The organism is Arthrobacter sp. MMS18-M83 (genome assembly GCF_026683955.1).
Lineage (GTDB): Bacteria > Actinomycetota > Actinomycetes > Actinomycetales > Micrococcaceae > Arthrobacter.
In genome coordinates this window covers 936,059-953,179 of record NZ_CP113343.1, presented here as the reverse complement: position 1 = coordinate 953,179, position 17,121 = coordinate 936,059, and the positions used below count along the sequence as shown (strand labels likewise).

Below are 17,121 nucleotides of genomic sequence, written 5' to 3'. Positions count from 1 at the left end.
GAGCCACCACCTACGGTTTGTGAGACTCGGCAGCGGGCGTCAGAGACTTTGGGGGCTGGTCCGTGACGCGGCAGCGCACGCGCCCGCGATGCAGGTCAGGCTGAAGTTCATCGACGGCAACTGGCTGCGGGGACGTCGGCCGGTGCTACCGGGCGTGAGATCAGGTAGCCCTGGGCGGTGTCGCAGGCCATTCCGCGAAGTGCGGTGAGTTGCGCGGTCCGCTCCACGCCCTCGGCTGTTGTTTTGACTCCTGCGGCTTGCAGGACATGGATGAGTCCGTTGACGATGGCCGCTGCCCGTGCGTCCGTGTCGATCTCGTCGATGAAGGACTTGGCGATCTTGACGGTCGTCAGGGGAAGGGCCCGGAGCAGCGCGAGGGTGGAGTACGCGGTCCCGTAATCATCCAGGGCTACCCCGACACCGGCGTCGATCAGTTGCTGCAGTTGCGCCGCGGCCCCGGGCATATCTTCTATGGCGGTCCCTTCGGTGATTTCGATTTCCAGGAGGTCGGCCGGGACACCGTGCTTGGCCAGTGCGTCCAGGACGTCGCCGACCAGCGTGCCCGATGCCAATTGCAGGGGTGAAACATTCACCGCGATCCTCAGCGGAGTTCCGGCATCGGACCACAGCCTTGCCTGCGCGCAGGCCCGGTCGATGACCCAGGCACCGATCCTGAGGATCTCCCCGGTATGTTCGGCGACGGGAATGAACTCGGTCGGCGGGACCTGGCCCAGTTCAGGGTCCGTCCAGCGCACCAGGGCCTCGACGCCATGGTCCTCGCCCGTGGCCAGGTCCCTGAGGGGCTGGTACTGCAGGCTCAGCGTGCCGTCCCGAAGAGCATCGGGAAGCCGTCTGCGGATGAGCGCTTCGCGGGTTATCCCGGCCGCATCGACCGTGGGGCAGATCCGTCCGACGCGGCGTTTGCCGGCCTGTTTGGCGTTGAGCATCGCATCGTCGGCGTGCCGCAGGACTGCCTCGAGCCGGCTCAAGGCATCATCGTCGGGGACATCACTGCCCATGGCCAGGCCGAGCGTGGCGGTGACGTCCAGGTGCTGGCCGTCCACGACGAAGTGCTCGTCCATGCATTCGAGCACGCGGTCGGCGACGGCTCCGGCCTCGTCTTCATCCACACCGACCAACAGCACGGCGAACTCATCGCCGCCAAGCCGGACCACGGTGTCTCCGTCCCGGACGCATCCGGAGAGGCGGGCGGCGAATTCGGCGAGGACGATGTCCCCGGCCCGGTGCCCGTAGGTGTCGTTGACGCCCTTGAAATCGTCCAGATCGATGAAGAGGATCCCTACCCGGGACCTGGGCGTGTCCCGGGTCAGGGCCGGCACTTCGAGCTCGAGCATGCGCCTGTTCGGCAGGCCCGTGAGCGGATCATGCAGGGAAGCATGCCGGAAAACAGCCGACAGGCCTTCGAAGACTTCCGAGACGGGCACGATCCGGGGTGCGCCCTCGCCGACGACGAGCAGATCCTGGTAACGGGTCGCTTCGGGCCTTTCCAGGATGACCGCGACCGCCTCGGACATCCCGAGCGCGTCCGGGACCGAGAAATGGGACGCGCCCAGCATGTCCGCGGCCGTGGCGCGGGCATGGAGGGCGCGGCCGAACCCAAGACGGCCTGACATCTTGTATTCGAGCTGATCCCGGCTCAGCAACGCCGGACCGGCCGGGCCATCTATCACTACACCACGGAGGCTGCTGTCGGCCCGGAAGAGTTCGTCGACGTCAAGGGCCTGGGTGGAACCTGGCAGAACAATCGCCTCAAACCCGAGCTGCCCGAGCACTAGGACATTTTGCTGGCTGTACGGCGTCGCAGTGCTTTCAGTGTCCCTCACTGACTGTTGTTATCACGCCAGGGCCGCGCACGGACACCGGGTTCACTGCCGGCGGATGAACAATAGGTTGCATTCCGGCAACATGAAACCTATGGAACCGACTCCGCAGGAGTCGGTTCCTGTGCCGGGAACCGACCGGTCGATAATCCGCACGCTCCACGGGCACACTGAGAGCTGGAGAATGGTTCCATGGAGATCGAACTGCTTCACATCAGTGATTGCCCCAACACGGATGAAGCAGCACGGCACCTGGGTGCCGCTCTGACCGCCTTGGGTCACGGCGGCGCAGCAATCCACAGGCGGCTGATGGAATCCTCGGAGGACACCATCGGGACCGCCTTCGCAGGATCACCAACGATCACCATCGACGGAACCGACATCTTCCCCGATGGTGCAGCAGCCAACGACCTCACTTGCAGGCTATACCGGACCCCGCGCGGATTGGTGGGCGTGCCGACGGTTGATCAAATCAAGGAAGCCCTCAGGAGTCACGGGCTCTGAGGGACAAGCGGCGCTTCGTGCCGAGGGGCCGGACACGGTTCAGCGTTGGCGCCTTCGATTCCGCGAACTACCGCCATTGTCCTGGCAGTGAATGGCTGCGGTGATGAGAGCGGCTGCGGGGAAAGCCCGGACCTCATCAAACGCGGGGATGGGGTCAACGCCATCATGCAGGGGCTTCACTCATCGGACGCTCAGAAGCTTGCTGACCTCGGTCCAATAAAGGGTCTAGGTCAAGTGGTCTGTGCCCGCATCGGCGGTCCAGCCGTATCGGTCCCGGTATTCGGAGGGGGCGAGGCCGGTTTGTTCTTTGAATGCGCGCCGGAATGCCGTGGGGTCGCTATAGCCAACCTGGCGTCGGATGTTCTCTATCGGCGAGTCGCCGGTCTCGAGGAGCCTGCGGGCAGTGTCGACGCGGCAGTACTGGATGTACGCCTGTGGTGCCTGTCCGACGGCGTCGTGGAAGCGTCGGGCGAGCGTGCGGCTGCTGAGTCCGACGTTCCCGGCCAGGTCTTCGACCCGAATTGATCCTGACAATTTGGCGTCGATGAGGTTTTGGGCCTTGCGGACCAAATCATCGTCGTGGTCCCGGTACCCCGCTCCGTTCGTCACGTAGGGCAGCTGGCTGGTGCGGGCGCCGTCGATCAACAGAACCCTGGCGGCCGCGTTAGCCCGCTCCCGGCCGGCGAACCGCTCAACCAAGTAGAGGGCAAGGTCAAGGAAGGTTGTCGCTCCGCCGCTGGTAATCACGTCGCCGTGGTCGATGATCAGGCGTTGGACGGCGAGCCGCGCTGCCGGGAACCGGCGACGGAACTCGTCAGCGTAGAGCCAGTGTGTCGTGGCCGTGCGGCCGCTGAGCAGGCCGGCTTCTGCGATCAGGAAGGCCCCGCTGCAGCTGGAGGCGACGACGGACCCGGCGGCGTGCCATCGGGCCAGCCATGGAGCCCATGCGGCGTTGAGCGCGAACGAAGGGCCGAGATCGTCATCCAGGCCCGGGACAATCACTAGATCCGGGGCGTTAACTTCCTCAGCGGCGAGGTCCACGTTGACCGTCACCCTGTCTTGGTAATGGACTGGTCTCCCGTCGAGGCTCGCCAGTTTCACGTCGAAGACAGTGTCCCTTCCCGGACGGCCTTCCAACGCGCCGAAAGCCCTGTCGGCTTTGCCGATGACATCGAACAGCCCCGTCATGGTGATTGACGCGGTCTCAGCGGGGGCAATCACAACTACACGAACCATTCCTTCATTCAACCACCGCCTACAGGGGCACATGACGGCAGGACAAAGTCGTGTCCGATTAGGCCCCAAGGTTGTCTGATTGGACACTGGCCGACGAGGGTGGCAGGGACATAACGTCGAGAATGTGAATACTGAAATCAACGCCCCTGAGGAATTGGCCCGCTACAGATTTGGATATGTTGTCAGGCATGCGCAGCATCCCGTCCTGGAACTGACTTGGCTGCAGACAAGTTCTGCCATGTCCGACGAGGACTGGATGACCGGCCTCATGATGCTGGCAGCAGAGGCAGCGGCCGCCGACGTAACCGCGATCCTGATCGATGCCACTTCTTTCCGTCATGGCTTTGAAGACCGGGAGGCCGCGATGTCCTGGCGGGACGCAAGGGTCATCCCGCGTTATAACAACGCTGGTGTGCAGAAGTTCGCCTTCGTGATGCCCGAGGGATACCCGGGACCGACAGCTGAATCCGGCGCTGCCCCTGTCTTCGATGGGCCGGCCGCCCAATTTCCCACCCAATGGTTCCGGACCCGAGAGAGTGCCATGAAATGGCTGGTGGGCTGACTCCGATGGACCTTCTCGCTGCCAACCTCATCGCCTCGCTACTCACTCTTATCGCGTTCACCCTGGTCGCGCTTTGGTATCTTGCTCCTGCCCTCAAGCGGAAACCACTCGCCGGGGCGCTCACCATCCTGCTTTGGTTCCATGCCTTCCGCTACGTCGCGCTGCAAATCTTCAGCGCAGGCGCCGTGGGAGGCCTGAACGCAAGCAGCGGAACGCTGCAGACGATCGCGTTCGGAGATTTGGTCACTGCCGTGCTGGCTCTGATCTCGATTGCGGCACTACGCCGTGAGTTGGGAGGAGCGGCTAGGGTCCTAGTTTGGGCAACGGCGATCATAGGGACCGCGGATCTGGTGTCCGCCACGATGGTAGGGATCAGCGGCCATCTGATTGACACGGCCAGCAACTGGTCATGGATCATCCTCGCCGTTTACGTTCCAGTCCTGTGGATTACCGCCGTGATGCTTTTTTGGCAGCTGCTTACACGCCGAAACGAGTTGCTTTCTAGCGCTGACGCGGCTTCATCAAAGACCTCATAGGCCCGGAAATGCAGCGCGATACCTAGCTAGAACGCAGGAAACGCCTAAGCGGGAAGAAAGCAGAAGGCCCGTTAGGCAGGCGATCGCAGTGCCGTGGTAGCCCGCCGGCCGGGCCCCGCGCGAATTGCTGGTTGCGACCATTTACGTAAGACCCGCGCGATCAAATGCACGGAGACGGGGGGTTACTACAACCACCCGTGCAACGTGTACCAGAAGTGCCCCAAACTTGGGGCACTTCTGGTACGGTGGGTATATGACTCAGAAATTGGATTTTGAAGCGGTAGCGGCCCGTGCGATTACCCAGGCCCGGCTTTTGAGGATCAGGGCAAACCTCTTAGCGGATGTTGCCCAGTCCCAGGCTGTGGCTTTGTTACTTGACTCGGGAATGAGTCAGCGGGCTGTCGCAGAGCTCGCCGGCCTAAGTAAGTCCGATGTTGCACGCAGGGCCAAGACCCGTCCGGCGCTGGGGGTAATGGCAGCAAACTGGGATGATCCACGCATCCATGAGTTCGCGGCCGAGTGGATTTGGGGCAGCCGGGAGATGGCGCGAGCAGTGATCGATGAGCTGCTGCAGGACGAGGCACCCTAAGTCAGTGAGCGTGACCAGTAACGGTCGTTTACGTGCAGGCACCACCGGGGTCCGGGAGCGTTTTTCGAGGCCCCGGAAATCCGGGGAAGCAGATTGACTGCGTTTGCACGAAACACTGCACGAAACCGGAAAGCGAACGATGCGGATCTGTATTGAGTTTCGTGCAGCTTGGTAACCTGAGTCCAGCGGGAACAACCAGCCGCGCTAATAGGAGATGCGACGCGCTAGTAGGAGACACGAAATGACCACCCTCAAGCCCAGGACCGCGGGGCACCACAGCGAACCGCGGGTCCTCATCCAGGACGTGATCTCCTACGAAGCGCCCGAACGCCTCGAAGACCTGCGCGGCCCGGCAGAAGGCATCCTGACCCTGCCGCAGCATGTGTACTGGGGTCCTAAGGCCGAGTGTGATCTAAGCGAACCGGAGGGCGTGATCAAGGCTTTTCAGGCGATCCTGCGGGAGGGTGCACGAGCGGACCAGGTTGAGCTGATGAACGCCGGCCTTTTGGTGCGGGTGTGGAACGAGCTGATGTTGCCTGTGCGTTGTAGGGAGTTGTGGGAGAGCAAGTTCCCGCAACTGGCGCAGCACTCCTAATTTCAGATGCCTAGTGTCAGCATGAGCAAGGTGACCTCAGAGGGCAAGTTGTGGGGACGATTCACGCAGGGCTTTGAGGGCGCTTCGGACGCAAATGTCATCCTCTCCGCTGAGCGTCCGGTAAGGGATCGGCTACCGGGCGGACTTGGCCATTTTATGACTCGGTCGGTGCCGATCCCGTGTCTCTCGACTCGCCGGGGTCGTCTCCAATTCCTCGAGGCTGGCCATCAGGCGAAGGACCGTAAGATCTCTGCATGAATGCTTTCGACTCCGAGGCAGATCTTGAGCACGATCTAGACTTCCGCCTATTGATTAATACGGCGGTCTCGTTGTTCTATCGGCGGCATGTGTTCGATGAGACAACCACATGGCTGGCCGAACAAGGCTACCAGGTCACTATTTTGGACGCATCATCGTGGTCAAGCGAGGCGGAAATGCACGGGGCGATCTCCGAGACGCTTGATTTCCCGAGCTACTACGGCCATAACTTAGACGCCCTGAATGACTGCCTTCGGGATGTCATCTCGCATGACTTCGTGCTGGCGTTCCTCGGATACGACGCCTTCGCATTGGCTTGTCCCCGGGCGGCGCAGACCCTTCTGGATATCATCGCCCAGCGCTCCCGCGAAGCGGCTCTATTCGGGCACAGGATGGTCTGCCTTGCGCAGAGCAATGATCCCAGGATTAGTTTTGATCCAGTCGGCGCCACACCTGTCCTCTGGAATGACGAGGAGTGGCTTGATTCGAAGCGGCTCGCGCCACGAGTGGACACTGGCGACTAGTCGAGCACGCGCGGCGCCGTCACCGAAACGATCAGTCCCCCGTCCCGGTGGAGGATCCTCAAGCGCACATCGTGAGGGTTGAGGTCGGATTGCCGGAATGGGTATCTGGTGGCTACGCCAAGCCCTGATATGGGACACAATTCCCCCTTGGTTTTGTCCGGGTTCTGGTGCGAGCTGCCACCGCAATCAGTGCCAGCGCGCACCCAAGTGAAATTAGAACCTTAGGCTTCACACTTTCCACCCCGATTGCCCATCAGTCTATGAATTAGAACGCGACCAGTGCAGCATCCCGTCTATTGCCCGGGTACACACCAAAGACTTGGACGCGGTTCCACCGCCCGTTCAACCTCCGGAAAGAATGACATTGCACACTCTCCCACCCGTCGACGGACATGTCGATCCTCCCCAGCGGATGACACCCGACAGCCCGCAGGGGATCTAGTAACGGGCGTTCCGTCGTGTGTTTCCGAAACGTCTGAGTATTCGATCGAAGCGGTTAGTCCGAGGTGACACTGTGCGCGTGTGTGCGCATCCTGTTATCCGTCAGCGGGAGTTCGTCGTGGGGCCCTTGACAGCTTCGTTCATCGCCATGCCTGGCAGTGGGGGCGGGGCGGTGAGTGTGGAGGCCACGGCGGGGACGCCGGCCGGGAAGTGGGGTATGGCGCCCTCAGGTGTGTGGAAAAGCCACATCGACAGCGTCCGGTAGGCGTCCCAGTCGCGGTCCGTCGTCTTAAGGGTCACGATTTGGGAGCCGTCGCCGGCCTGGGTGAGCGAAACCACCTCGAGGTCGAGGACATCTGCCCCCGGAAGTTGGAACCGGACGGTATGTGCCCCTCCGGACAGCATCGGGAGCGGGAGCACCACGGATGCTCCGCCCACCGAGATGTCCCTCAGTTCCGTAGCGACCCCGTTGACTTTTACAGTAACGGGGACGCTGATCCGGTGTGCGTTGCGGCGTGACGTCGAGTATTTGGCAGCGTGGATCCGGCGGATGCCGAGGGCGAGCACGACCGCGGCCAGGATCAGCCAGGAGCACGCGGCGGCGGTGGACGCCGGGCCGGTCCGCCACGGGACCCAGCCGAGGGACCCCGCACCGGCGTAGAGCAGGACCGCGCCGACGATGGCCAGCAGGACAATGAGGATGCGGGGTGCGCTTCCTTTCAGGCGAGCGTGGGCTGCGCCTTTGGGGGTGACCTCGAACTTGAGCGTCTTCCGCGAAATCAGCCACCAGAGGCAGGCGATGCCTACCGGGATGCGGAAGATCCGCAGGGCGAATGCTGTGGGCCAGTGGATCTGGTGGCGCATCAGCCTTTTTGCGCCCCACAGACGGGCCGAAAACGTGGCCAGGAAGACTGCGGCGAACATCAGGGGCGGCGCCGTGGAGGTCTGCGCCCCGGAGGCGAGCATGAGCACCGGGATGAAGAAGGCCACCAGGGTGGCGATTCCCTCGAGCCACCACAGGGTGCCGTTGAGGTATTCATGGTAGGTCCGCCACGACATCCAGCTCTTCGCAGTCCAGAGCCGCTCGTGGGCAAGGATCTGCATGGCACCCATGCCCCAGCGGCGGCGCTGCAGCAGGTACTGTTCGGGGGTGTCCGGCGCCAGCCCCAGGGCGAGTGTCTGGTGGTGATACGCGGTCTTCCAGCCGGCGCGGATCAGTTTCAGGGTGGTGTGCATGTCCTCGGTGATGGTGTCGGTGGCAACGCCCCCCACCTCACGCAATGCACTGACTCTGAGGAACGAGGTTGAGCCGCACCAGAAGGGTCCCTCCCCGGAGGCGCTGCGCGCGCGCATCTGGACGTTGAAGAACAGGCCCTGCTCGCCGGTGACGCCGTCGTCGTCGAACGCCCCGCCGTTGTAGAAGGACTGCGGTCCCTGAACGAGGGCGATTTCTTCGTCGTTGAACCAGCCGAGGGTGGCCGTCAGGAACGCGGGCAGCGGCACGTGGTCGCAGTCCAGGACGGCGATGATGTCGATGGCCGGGGCGCCGCCGGCCTCTTCGCGGGCCATCAGGTCCAGCGCATGGTTCATGTTGCCGGCTTTGGCATGGTCGTGAACGTCGCGCCGGACGTACCGGGCTCCGTAGCTCCGGCAGAGCTGCCGGACCCAGTCCCGGTCGCCGTCATCCAGGACCCACGTTTCGTGGACCGGCGCCAAGGCGCAGGCAGCTGCGATGGTCGGGGCAATGACCTCCAGTGGTTCGTTGTACGTCGGAATGAGCACCGCGACCCGCATGCCGGCGGTCGGCTCCGTGACGGGAGCGGGCGCAGGACTGTCGATGCTCCACAGCGTGATGACGTTTAGGATCATGCCCGCCAGAGGAAGTGCCTCGAAACTCAAAAGGATCTCTGCGATGGCCATGTTCCAGTCTCCGGCCGGGAGCGTAAATACCGCCCGCCACGTCAGGTACATGATCAGGGCGACGACGGCGGTCACCCCGCCGATGCGCGCCATCCGCCGTGACCGGACCGGTTCAACTGAAGGGGCTCCCATCTGCATGACCCAGCCTGCGAGGCCGGCCCTGGACAGATCCTTGGCGGCGAGGGACCGCCGGCTTCTGATACGCGCCGGAACGCGGGTATGTTCGGCAGTATTGGCGGAGCGCATGCAGTTCCCCTGCTGTCGGTTCTTTTGTTTTTCGGGACGCCCGACGCTTTTGCATGGGCTCCCCCCATCATCCCCGGCTGGCCGCAGCATCGCCCCAGCTTTAACGCCGAGAAGCCACAGGATTTGGGAAAGACATCCCCCTGCGGCCACTCTCAAGTCAGCTGGCTGGTTTAGGGGCTACTATGCGCTGCCGCCTTTGCCCGCACGAGGCTTGCTCCGCGGCTTTTGATGAACCGCAGCACCGGGGGCTAAAATTTCGGTGCGAGAAAAAATCCTCAGTGAATACGTTGTCCCGCCCCAACTACTTACGCGGACCGGGTGATGCAGTTCCCATGGTCCGATCCAGCCTGTGCGCAGCACCACCCTCCATCGGCACGGAGGACATGGCCCATCACGTTCTTGAGTCGTGAGGGTTAGCATAAGGGTGCGCTTTCCGCCCAGGTCTCGGGCGGCCCCGGGTCTCAGCTTCGCGTGGGTTACGGGCGCACCTATGGGGAGGGCTCCACGTGTCTCAGAACGGTCTCCTGGAACATCGGCCCGCAGTAGGCGGGAGCAAGGCCACGATGGGTTGGCTGGTCCTGCTTGCTGCTGTGGCGCTGATCCCGCTTGGGCTTTACTTAGCCGCCAACCCTGGCACTCCTCCGGCGTTGGTGACCGGTGATTTTTCGATCCTCTTCGCTGGCCTGCTTGCAGGCGCCAGCTGCGGCCGGGCTGCGCTTCGCGGCGGCGTGAACGCCAAAGGCTGGGGCTTCATGGCCGCGGCAGCCTTCACGTGGGCGGCCGGCCAGGTGTTGTGGACCTACTTCGGCCTGAGCAACAACCATGTGTACCCCTTCCCGTCATTGGCCGATGCCCTTTATTTGGCCTATGCGGTGCCTACGGTCATCGCACTTTTCAGCTTCAAACGGCAGCGCGCCAGCCGGACGGCGGTGCTCCGGACAGTTATGGACGCCGCCGTGATAGCAGGCTCTGTACTGGTGGTCAGCTGGTTCACGGTACTCGGCTCGGCTATCAGCTCCGACAACGGCGATTTCCTGACACACCTGACAGGAATGGCCTACCCCGTGGTGGACGTGGTCATCACATCGCTGGTCCTGTCGCTGGCAATGCGCCGTCAGCCCGGGGAGCGCCTGCCCTGGATCTGCCTCGGCGGGGGGTTGCTGGTTCTCACCGTGACTGACAGCATCTATGTCCGGCTGACGTTCGAGGGCGTCACGGGCGTCTCCGGTTCGCCGCTGGCACTGGGCTGGATCGCGGCATTCCTGCTGATCGCCCTCGCGCCGCTGGCCCCCAATGTGGAGGGCACGGCCCCGGAGCGCAAGACGTACACCCTGGCACTGGAACTCCTGCCGTACGTGCCCGTCACGGCCGCCATGTTTCTCGCCGCCGCTCCCCATGTCAGCGAACTCGCCCCGTTCATCCTGGTGGTCGGCGCCGCGGTGCTGGTCATCGTGCTGGTCCGCCAGGTGCTGATCATCTTCGAAAACATCACGCTCACATCCGGCCTGGAGCGGGAGGTAGGGGTCCGCACGGCGGAGCTTGAGGGCCTGGGCGCGATCGTCAACGCTTCCAGCGATGCCATCCTGAGCACGACACCGGAAGGCATCATCACCAGCTGGAACCCGGGAGCGGAGCGGCAGTATGGCTACACGGCTGAGGAGGCAATCGGCCGTGACGGGCGTTTCGTCCTGCCCCCGGGGAGCAGCATCGACGATGAGGCGGTGTTCAAGCAGCTTCGCGAAAGCGGCGAAGCGGTGAACTTCGAGACCGAACACATGCGGAAGGACGGGACCGTCATTGCGGTGTCCCTGACCATTTCCCCCATCCTCAAAGATGGAGCCCTCCGTGGCGTCGCGGTCATCTCCAGGGACATCACCTTGCGCCGGGCCGCCGAGGACGAGCTGAGGGCGGCCCGTGAAGCCGCACTGGAAGCCAGCCGGCTCAAGTCAGAGTTCTTGGCCACCATGAGCCACGAGATCCGCACGCCCATGAACGGCGTGGTGGGACTGACCGCCCTGCTGCTGGAGACCTCCCTGGACGAAACCCAGACGCAGTATGCGCAAGGTGTCAAGGGCGCCGGTGAGGCGCTGCTGACCCTCATCAACGACATCCTGGACTTTTCCAAGCTTGAGGCCGGCAAGGTGGACCTCGATGTGCGGCCCTTCGACCCCCGCATCCTCGTCGAGGAAGTGGCAGCCCTGGTGACGGAGCCCGCGCAGGCCAAGAACCTTGAGCTCATTGCCTACTGCGAACCCGGCGTGCCGGCCAGGCTGGAGGGCGACAACGGCCGGATCCGCCAGATCATGCTGAACCTGGCCTTCAACGCCGTGAAGTTCACGGCGTCCGGAGAGGTGTCCATCCGGGTCAAGGTGGATGCACCCGACGTCGAACCCGGCGCCACCGCCATGGTCCACTTTGAGGTCCGGGACACCGGAATCGGCATCGACCCCCTGCACCACGCCCGGCTGTTCGAATCGTTCTCGCAGGCGGACGCCTCAACCACCCGCCGGTACGGCGGCACCGGGCTGGGCCTGGCCATCTGCAGTCGGCTCACCGAGGCCATGGCGGGCGAGATCGGGCTTGACAGCGCACCGGGTGAGGGCAGCACGTTCTGGTTCCGGGTTCCCCTGCCGGTGGCCCCGCCCTCCACTGACCCGGTCCCGGCGGCAGGCTTCCTCACGGGACTGCGCGTCCTGGTGGTTGACGACAACGCCACCAACCGGCTGGTGCTGGAATCCCAGCTGCGCGGCTGGAAGTTACGGCCGGAGGCGGTGCCGGACGCGAGGGCAGCCCTGCTCCGGGCACACGAGGCGGCAAAGGCCGGGGAACCTTTCGACCTCGCCGTGCTGGACCTCTGCATGCCAGACACCGATGGCTTGGAACTGGCCCGCGCCATCAAGGCCGACCCCGGCCTGGCCGACATCGAGCTGATCATTCTGACGTCCACCATGCAGGTCGATGCGTCGGCCATCGCAGGTGCCGGCGTCCGGGAATGGCTCATGAAGCCGGTCCGCAGCTCCGAGTTCTATAACCGTCTGGTCCGTTTGATGTCCACCCGTGAACAGCCGGCCGCCCCGCTTCCCCCCAGGCCTCCCACGCGGCCTCAGTTGAACAGTCCGCCGCCCAGGTGTCCTCGCGGCAACTGTCCCGTGGCCGCATCCTGGTGGTGGAGGACAACGAAGTCAACCAGCTGGTGGCCCGGGCAACAGTGACCAAGTTCGGATACGCGGTGGACGTGGTGTCCGACGGCGCCGCAGCCGTGGCCGCCACCTCAAGGACAAGCTACGACGCCGTCCTGATGGACTGCCACATGCCGGTGATGGACGGATTCGACGCCACCCGGATCATCCGCAACCGGGATGGAATGCGCAACATCGTTCCCATCATTGCCATGACCGCCGGTGCCCTGGACGGGGACCGGGAACGCTGCCTGGCCGCAGGCATGGACGACTACCTTTCCAAGCCTGTGGATGCCGCGGAACTGGAGGCCACCCTTGCCCACTGGGTCCCGGAATTCCCGATCCAGGCTGCGCAGGCGTTGCCGCCGCAACCTTTGGCGCTCACGGGCGGGCGTCCCCCGGCGTTGGATCCGGCCCGGCTGGCCATCCTGCGCGACCTCGGCCCCGACGATGGCCTGGGCCTGCTGCCAGCTGCCACGGAGGCGTTCCGGAAGGATGTACCTTCCCGGCTCGCCGCACTGCGCGCTGCCGTGAACGACGGCGGACCGGCCCTGGCACAGGCCGCGCACGCCCTGAAGGGTTCCGCGGCCAATATCGGGGCCACGGTCGTCGAAGCCCTGTGCGGCCAACTTGAGGAAATGGGAGCGACGGGAAAGCCCGGCGGCGGCCCCCAACTGGTCAGCCAGGTGGAGGCGGAACTCGTTCAGGTAAATGCTGAACTGGACACCGCGCTGGAAGCGGCACCATGAAGGTCCTGGTAGCAGATGACGATCCGGGCTCGCTCCTGGTGGCCAGGGCCGCCGTCGAGCGTTCCGGTCACGACTGCCTGACAGCGACGGACGGCGACGAGGCGTGGGCGCTGTACCTGGAACGGCAGCCGGACGTGGTGGTCACGGACTGGATGATGCCCGGCCTGAATGGGCTGGCGCTGTGCCGGGCCATCCGGGCGCTGGAGGGGGATCGGTACACGTACATCGTGCTGCTGACCTCGCAGGGGTCCCGGGACGACGTGCTGGCCGGGCTTGAGGCCGGAGCGGACGACTACGTCACCAAGCCACTTGACCCGTTCGTCATGCATGCGCGGCTGCTGGTGGCACTGCGGGTGACCACGCTGCACGCCGATCTGGCGCACTACCGGAAAGTGCTGTCGCGGCAGGCGCGGACCGATCCGCTCACCGGCCTGCACAACCGGCTCAAGCTCTCTGAAGACCTCGAGCAGCTGCACGCCCGCAGCCAGCGCTATACCGAGGAATACTGCGTGGCCATGTGCGATGTGGACAACTTCAAAAGCTACAACGACATCTACGGCCATCAGGCGGGCGACGTGGCGCTGCGGTCCGTAGCGGATGCACTGGCCGCCGCGGCACGCAGCAGCGACGGCCTGTACCGGTACGGCGGCGAGGAGTTCCTGCTGGTTTTGCCCAACCAGTCGCAGCCAGGCGCCAAGGCGTTTATGGAACGCGCACTGGACACGGTCCGGGAGCTGAAAATAGCCCATTCCGGGGATCCGACGGGGCACCTCACGCTCAGTGCCGGGATCTCGGCGTTCACCGACGGGCACAGGGCCGACGCCGACACCCTGTTGGGTGAGGCCGATAAGGCCCTCTACGCCGCCAAGGCGGCCGGGCGGAACAGGGTGGAACTGGCACTGTAAAACACAAGATCGCCGTCGACATACTTCGCGTGCGCGGCATACCGTGTCGGCGAGCCCGGCCTCTGTCGGCGGCACTGCGGATTCTGAGCGTCGGGCTTCTCGGGTTAGCGGGATCTGCTCCGGGACGGGCGGAAGTGATCCGGACGCCTGGTGGGCGGACCACTTCCTTGATCTGACGCGAGCGGCATTGACCAGCGTGTGGAGCTGGATCGCTCATGCCCCCACCCTACTCAGGGCCAAGTGCATGCTCGCTGTGCTCGCGCTGGTTTCCACTGCGCTTCAAGCAGTTGGCGGGCGTCCGCTGGCGCGGACAGCTGTTGGGTTCAGGGCGTGCCGTCGCAGAGCTCCGGACCCCCTGCCGACCGGCGGCACTACCGAACCAGGGCCGGCCCGCAGGCCGGGACGAAACAACCCGTTCAGCTAAGCTGAACCCACAGATTTCCCTTGCAGAGGAAGCAACCAGGGGCCGGCACATGCCGGCCCCTGGTTGCTTAACCAAGCAGCACCCCTGACTATGACCTGCCATCTGCCACACATCCAGACCCAACCTTGCCGCCGTCACCAGCAACGCCGCAGCCGCGATCCAGACGCCTGCAATCTGCCAGGCACTGGCTCGCGGCCGCCGTCCATCCTCCATGCTTCCCCTTCCCCTTCGCCCAGTGGGGAAACCATCCTAGAAGCCAGGAACGACACCCACCCGGCCCTCCCGCGCAGCCCCGGTGCGTTGCGCACCCGATACCCACAACCACACGGACCGACCAGCCGCGGACTGTGGACAACCAGCGCCCGGCCATCCACAGAAAAGAACCGGCGCGCCGCCGGAACCCGGGCGAGCCGCTGGGGTCCACCCAGCGACCCCTAAAGTCCGTGGTTAGTGAGGGCTTCCTTGATTTGGTCAATGGTCGGCAGGCCCGCCAGACCGCTTGGGGTTCGGTAGATCCGGCACGCGAGATCGCTGACTACTGCGCCGCCTGGGAAAATGTCGGCTCCGTCGACGGCGATCGTCGGGGATCCGGCGAAGCCGGTGCCGACGGTGTCCTCCGAAGAGTCGATCAACCGCATGTGGATTGTGGTTCCTCGATGGCCCAAAGCGGCCAGAGCCACGCCGAGGCGCCGGGCTGCTTCGTCCGAGTTCGGGCACTCGTTGATGTACAGCAGTTCAATCCTCATGTGAGTATTCTCCGCTCACAACAGTGAGTAATTGCACAAGGTCTGCTTTGCAGGGCAAAGACCGGGCTTCCACCCTCGAACTGAAGAACCCCGGAATTCAGGCGGTATCAAAGGGTGAAGAGACGTCATCCGGATGCAACTCCGGACGGACTCGACGGAAGCGCAAAGCATGGCGGAAGGCCCCGCCAGACCATGCAGCGTCAGCGGCAACTTCAACGACGATCGGCTCAACGAGTGTCAGATCGACCGGCGACGCGTCGCGGTTGAACCGATCAATCGTGGTTCCTTTGACTGTTCGCGGCCAAGGATGAGGACCTCTGGCCGGGCGGAGCCGGCGCGCCAAGACCCGGCTGTCTCCTTGGCTCAGGGGCGAGTGGCCAACTATCCGCAGTTCGTCATGGATGGGCAGTCCCTGCTGCGCACCGCCACCGAACGGGCCTTCACTCCCCAGGCCTCAACATCGAAAACATTGCAGCGCTTAGACCTACGTCCAGCATGATGCCCGTGAATGCCAGGCTAATAAGGGCGATCCGGCGGGAACCCAGCGGCTCGCCTTCCTGACGCGGGTGGCGGGACGCGAATACGGCGTAGGGGACACTCATCAGTACGCCGACGATGAAGATGAGCGTTAGAGCTACTTGCGCGCTGGTCATGAGGACTCATTCCAATACCCAGCCCCTGCCGCTGTGCTGGAGCAATATCGACTCTATGGGCGCGCCAGACGCATGTCTACGTGTCTGGTGTCCACTTCAAAATTTCGATGCCATCTGGCACAAGTGCCTTCCGCAACGCCTGATATGCGCCGATAATCTCCGCACGGGCACTCGGATCAAGGTAGCTATCCGCGTCAATCCCGCACATGGTCGGGTTGAAGTCCTCAATCACATGGACCGCTTTGGCGTAGTGGTACATGTTCGTTTCGGCAAACAGGTATGTCGATCCGCGCAGTTGTAGCCGTAATCCCAGCTGCGCGAGCGGATGGTCTTGCTCGGCTGCTCCCCGCTGGACACATGGAGGAAGTCCCTGACAACGTCGGTGATGTTCCCTGGCTCGAGTGTCCGCATTGGATCCCTCATCGCACGTGCGGCATCCTGAACTCTGGACGCAAACATATCGACAATGATATTTTTAAGGAAAATATTTTCTTTGGTTGAATGGGTGTCGAAATGCCTGAGCGGTCCGTGGATCTGACGAGCGGCGGAGCCGCGGACCTCGTAACCGACTGGGACTCTCTGCGTCATGTCGTTACGGCAAACGGAGATGTGTCTCGGGTGGCGATGTGGTTGCTCCGAGACCTGCAGGATAAGGGACGCTTGGGCGTTCACGTCCGAACGGAGATAAGCAGGCGTCTCGCGGGTCTGGGCCTCGGCCACCTGCCGTTGGAGCTTCCATCTGACCAGAACGACATCATCATGGTCTACAAACAAGGCACGCCGGCGGCCATGGTCATCGAGGCCATCTACCAGAGCGGAAACAGTCCCCGAGCCGAGGCGGCCCTGCGAAAGCTGAACACGGCACGCGAAGCAGAGACCCTCGAAGCGCTGGTTGAGAAGGTCTCGGAGATAAACGCGATTCTTGATTCGCGTTTCTGAGAGCGGCAATACCGGCTGCTTTAGGCGAAGGTAAGGACTAGCTCGTAGCGGGTTTCCGGTGCCGGGTGAGGGTTCCGTCACCCGGCACTCATCATCCAGAAGGTGCGTGGTGACGGGTTAGACGCTACGCACAGTGGGCATCTCGCTTTCGACCGGCGTGATGTGGCTGCCGGATGCTTGGTCCACCTCGCGCATCCACACGGCCTTCCTTTACACGACCGGGCGTCTATCATCAGACTCGTGGCTGCGCTAGTGTTCGTGCTACCCGCGCTCT

The 17,121-nt window shown here is 63.7% G+C and carries 15 protein-coding genes; 10 read left to right on the top strand and 5 right to left on the bottom strand.

Features of this window, described 5'->3' with window-relative positions; all coding sequences use genetic code 11:
- Positions 1–107 precede the first annotated feature (107 nt).
- Positions 108–1,844 carry a putative bifunctional diguanylate cyclase/phosphodiesterase gene (locus OW521_RS04495; protein ID WP_268023318.1) on the bottom strand — a complete coding sequence of 579 codons (1,737 nt, stop codon included), beginning with the start codon at positions 1,842–1,844 and terminating at the stop codon, positions 108–110.
- A 189-nt stretch (positions 1,845–2,033) separates the two neighbouring features.
- On the opposite strand from OW521_RS04495, the gene OW521_RS04490 reads away from it, so the two are divergent.
- Entirely contained in the window at positions 2,034–2,345 is a 312-nt protein-coding gene (locus tag OW521_RS04490; protein WP_268023316.1) for a thioredoxin family protein, read from the top strand.
- Positions 2,346–2,570: 225 nt separating this feature from the next.
- Here the strand turns inward: OW521_RS04490 and OW521_RS04485 are convergent, their stop codons facing one another.
- Positions 2,571–3,581, bottom strand: a complete 1,011-nt coding sequence (locus OW521_RS04485) for a GlxA family transcriptional regulator (RefSeq protein WP_268023314.1) — start codon at positions 3,579–3,581, stop codon at positions 2,571–2,573.
- A gap of 124 nt (positions 3,582–3,705) precedes the next feature.
- On the opposite strand from OW521_RS04485, the gene OW521_RS04480 reads away from it, so the two are divergent.
- The 5 genes from OW521_RS04480 (at position 3,706) to OW521_RS04460 (ending at position 6,645) form a co-directional block, all read left to right on the top strand.
- Positions 3,706–4,143 carry a hypothetical protein gene (locus OW521_RS04480; protein ID WP_268023312.1) on the top strand — a complete coding sequence of 146 codons (438 nt, stop codon included), beginning with the start codon at positions 3,706–3,708 and terminating at the stop codon, positions 4,141–4,143.
- Between the two features lie 5 nt (positions 4,144–4,148).
- Positions 4,149–4,679 (top strand): hypothetical protein, encoded by a 531-nt coding sequence (locus tag OW521_RS04475; protein WP_268023310.1) that lies wholly within the window; start codon positions 4,149–4,151, stop codon positions 4,677–4,679.
- 385 nt (positions 4,680–5,064) lie between these two features.
- On the top strand, positions 5,065–5,268 hold the full coding sequence (locus tag OW521_RS04470) for a hypothetical protein (RefSeq protein WP_268023308.1): 204 nt from the start codon (positions 5,065–5,067) through the stop codon (positions 5,266–5,268).
- Positions 5,269–5,509: 241 nt separating this feature from the next.
- The gene (locus OW521_RS04465) at positions 5,510–5,863 is read left to right on the top strand and encodes a transcriptional regulator (RefSeq protein WP_268023306.1); all 354 of its coding nucleotides are present in this window, start codon (positions 5,510–5,512) and stop codon (positions 5,861–5,863) included.
- Between the two features lie 254 nt (positions 5,864–6,117).
- Positions 6,118–6,645, top strand: coding sequence for a barstar family protein (locus OW521_RS04460; RefSeq protein ID WP_268023304.1), 528 nt, complete (start codon positions 6,118–6,120; stop codon positions 6,643–6,645).
- A gap of 543 nt (positions 6,646–7,188) precedes the next feature.
- Here OW521_RS04460 and OW521_RS04455 read toward each other — a convergent pair.
- Positions 7,189–9,252 carry a glycosyltransferase family 2 protein gene (locus OW521_RS04455; protein WP_268023303.1) on the bottom strand — a complete coding sequence of 688 codons (2,064 nt, stop codon included), beginning with the start codon at positions 9,250–9,252 and terminating at the stop codon, positions 7,189–7,191.
- A gap of 506 nt (positions 9,253–9,758) precedes the next feature.
- On the opposite strand from OW521_RS04455, the gene OW521_RS04450 reads away from it, so the two are divergent.
- Genes OW521_RS04450 through OW521_RS04440 form a run of 3 tightly spaced genes read left to right on the top strand, consistent with a single transcriptional unit; the run spans position 9,759 to position 14,085 of the window.
- The gene (locus OW521_RS04450; RefSeq protein WP_268023302.1) at positions 9,759–12,464 is read left to right on the top strand and encodes a PAS domain-containing hybrid sensor histidine kinase/response regulator; all 2,706 of its coding nucleotides are present in this window, start codon (positions 9,759–9,761) and stop codon (positions 12,462–12,464) included.
- Positions 12,416–13,180 carry a response regulator gene (locus OW521_RS04445; protein WP_268023300.1) on the top strand — a complete coding sequence of 255 codons (765 nt, stop codon included), beginning with the start codon at positions 12,416–12,418 and terminating at the stop codon, positions 13,178–13,180. Before OW521_RS04450 ends, OW521_RS04445 begins: the two co-directional genes overlap by 49 nt.
- On the top strand, positions 13,177–14,085 hold the full coding sequence (locus tag OW521_RS04440; protein ID WP_268023298.1) for a GGDEF domain-containing protein: 909 nt from the start codon (positions 13,177–13,179) through the stop codon (positions 14,083–14,085). Before OW521_RS04445 ends, OW521_RS04440 begins: the two co-directional genes overlap by 4 nt.
- An 858-nt stretch (positions 14,086–14,943) precedes the next feature.
- Here OW521_RS04440 and OW521_RS04435 read toward each other — a convergent pair.
- Together OW521_RS04435 and OW521_RS04430 are read right to left on the bottom strand one after the other, a co-directional pair.
- Complete coding sequence (locus OW521_RS04435; RefSeq protein ID WP_268023296.1) at positions 14,944–15,255, bottom strand: thioredoxin family protein; 312 nt, start codon at positions 15,253–15,255, stop codon at positions 14,944–14,946.
- 440 nt (positions 15,256–15,695) lie between these two features.
- A complete protein-coding gene (locus OW521_RS04430; RefSeq protein WP_268023294.1) occupies positions 15,696–15,908 on the bottom strand; it encodes a hypothetical protein in 213 nt (70 codons plus the stop codon).
- 513 nt (positions 15,909–16,421) lie between these two features.
- Between OW521_RS04430 and OW521_RS04425 the strand changes: the two genes are divergently transcribed.
- Positions 16,422–16,847: a hypothetical protein gene (locus tag OW521_RS04425; RefSeq protein WP_268023292.1), complete on the top strand. Its 426-nt coding sequence runs from the start codon at positions 16,422–16,424 to the stop codon at positions 16,845–16,847.
- The last annotated feature ends 274 nt before the right edge of the window (positions 16,848–17,121 follow it).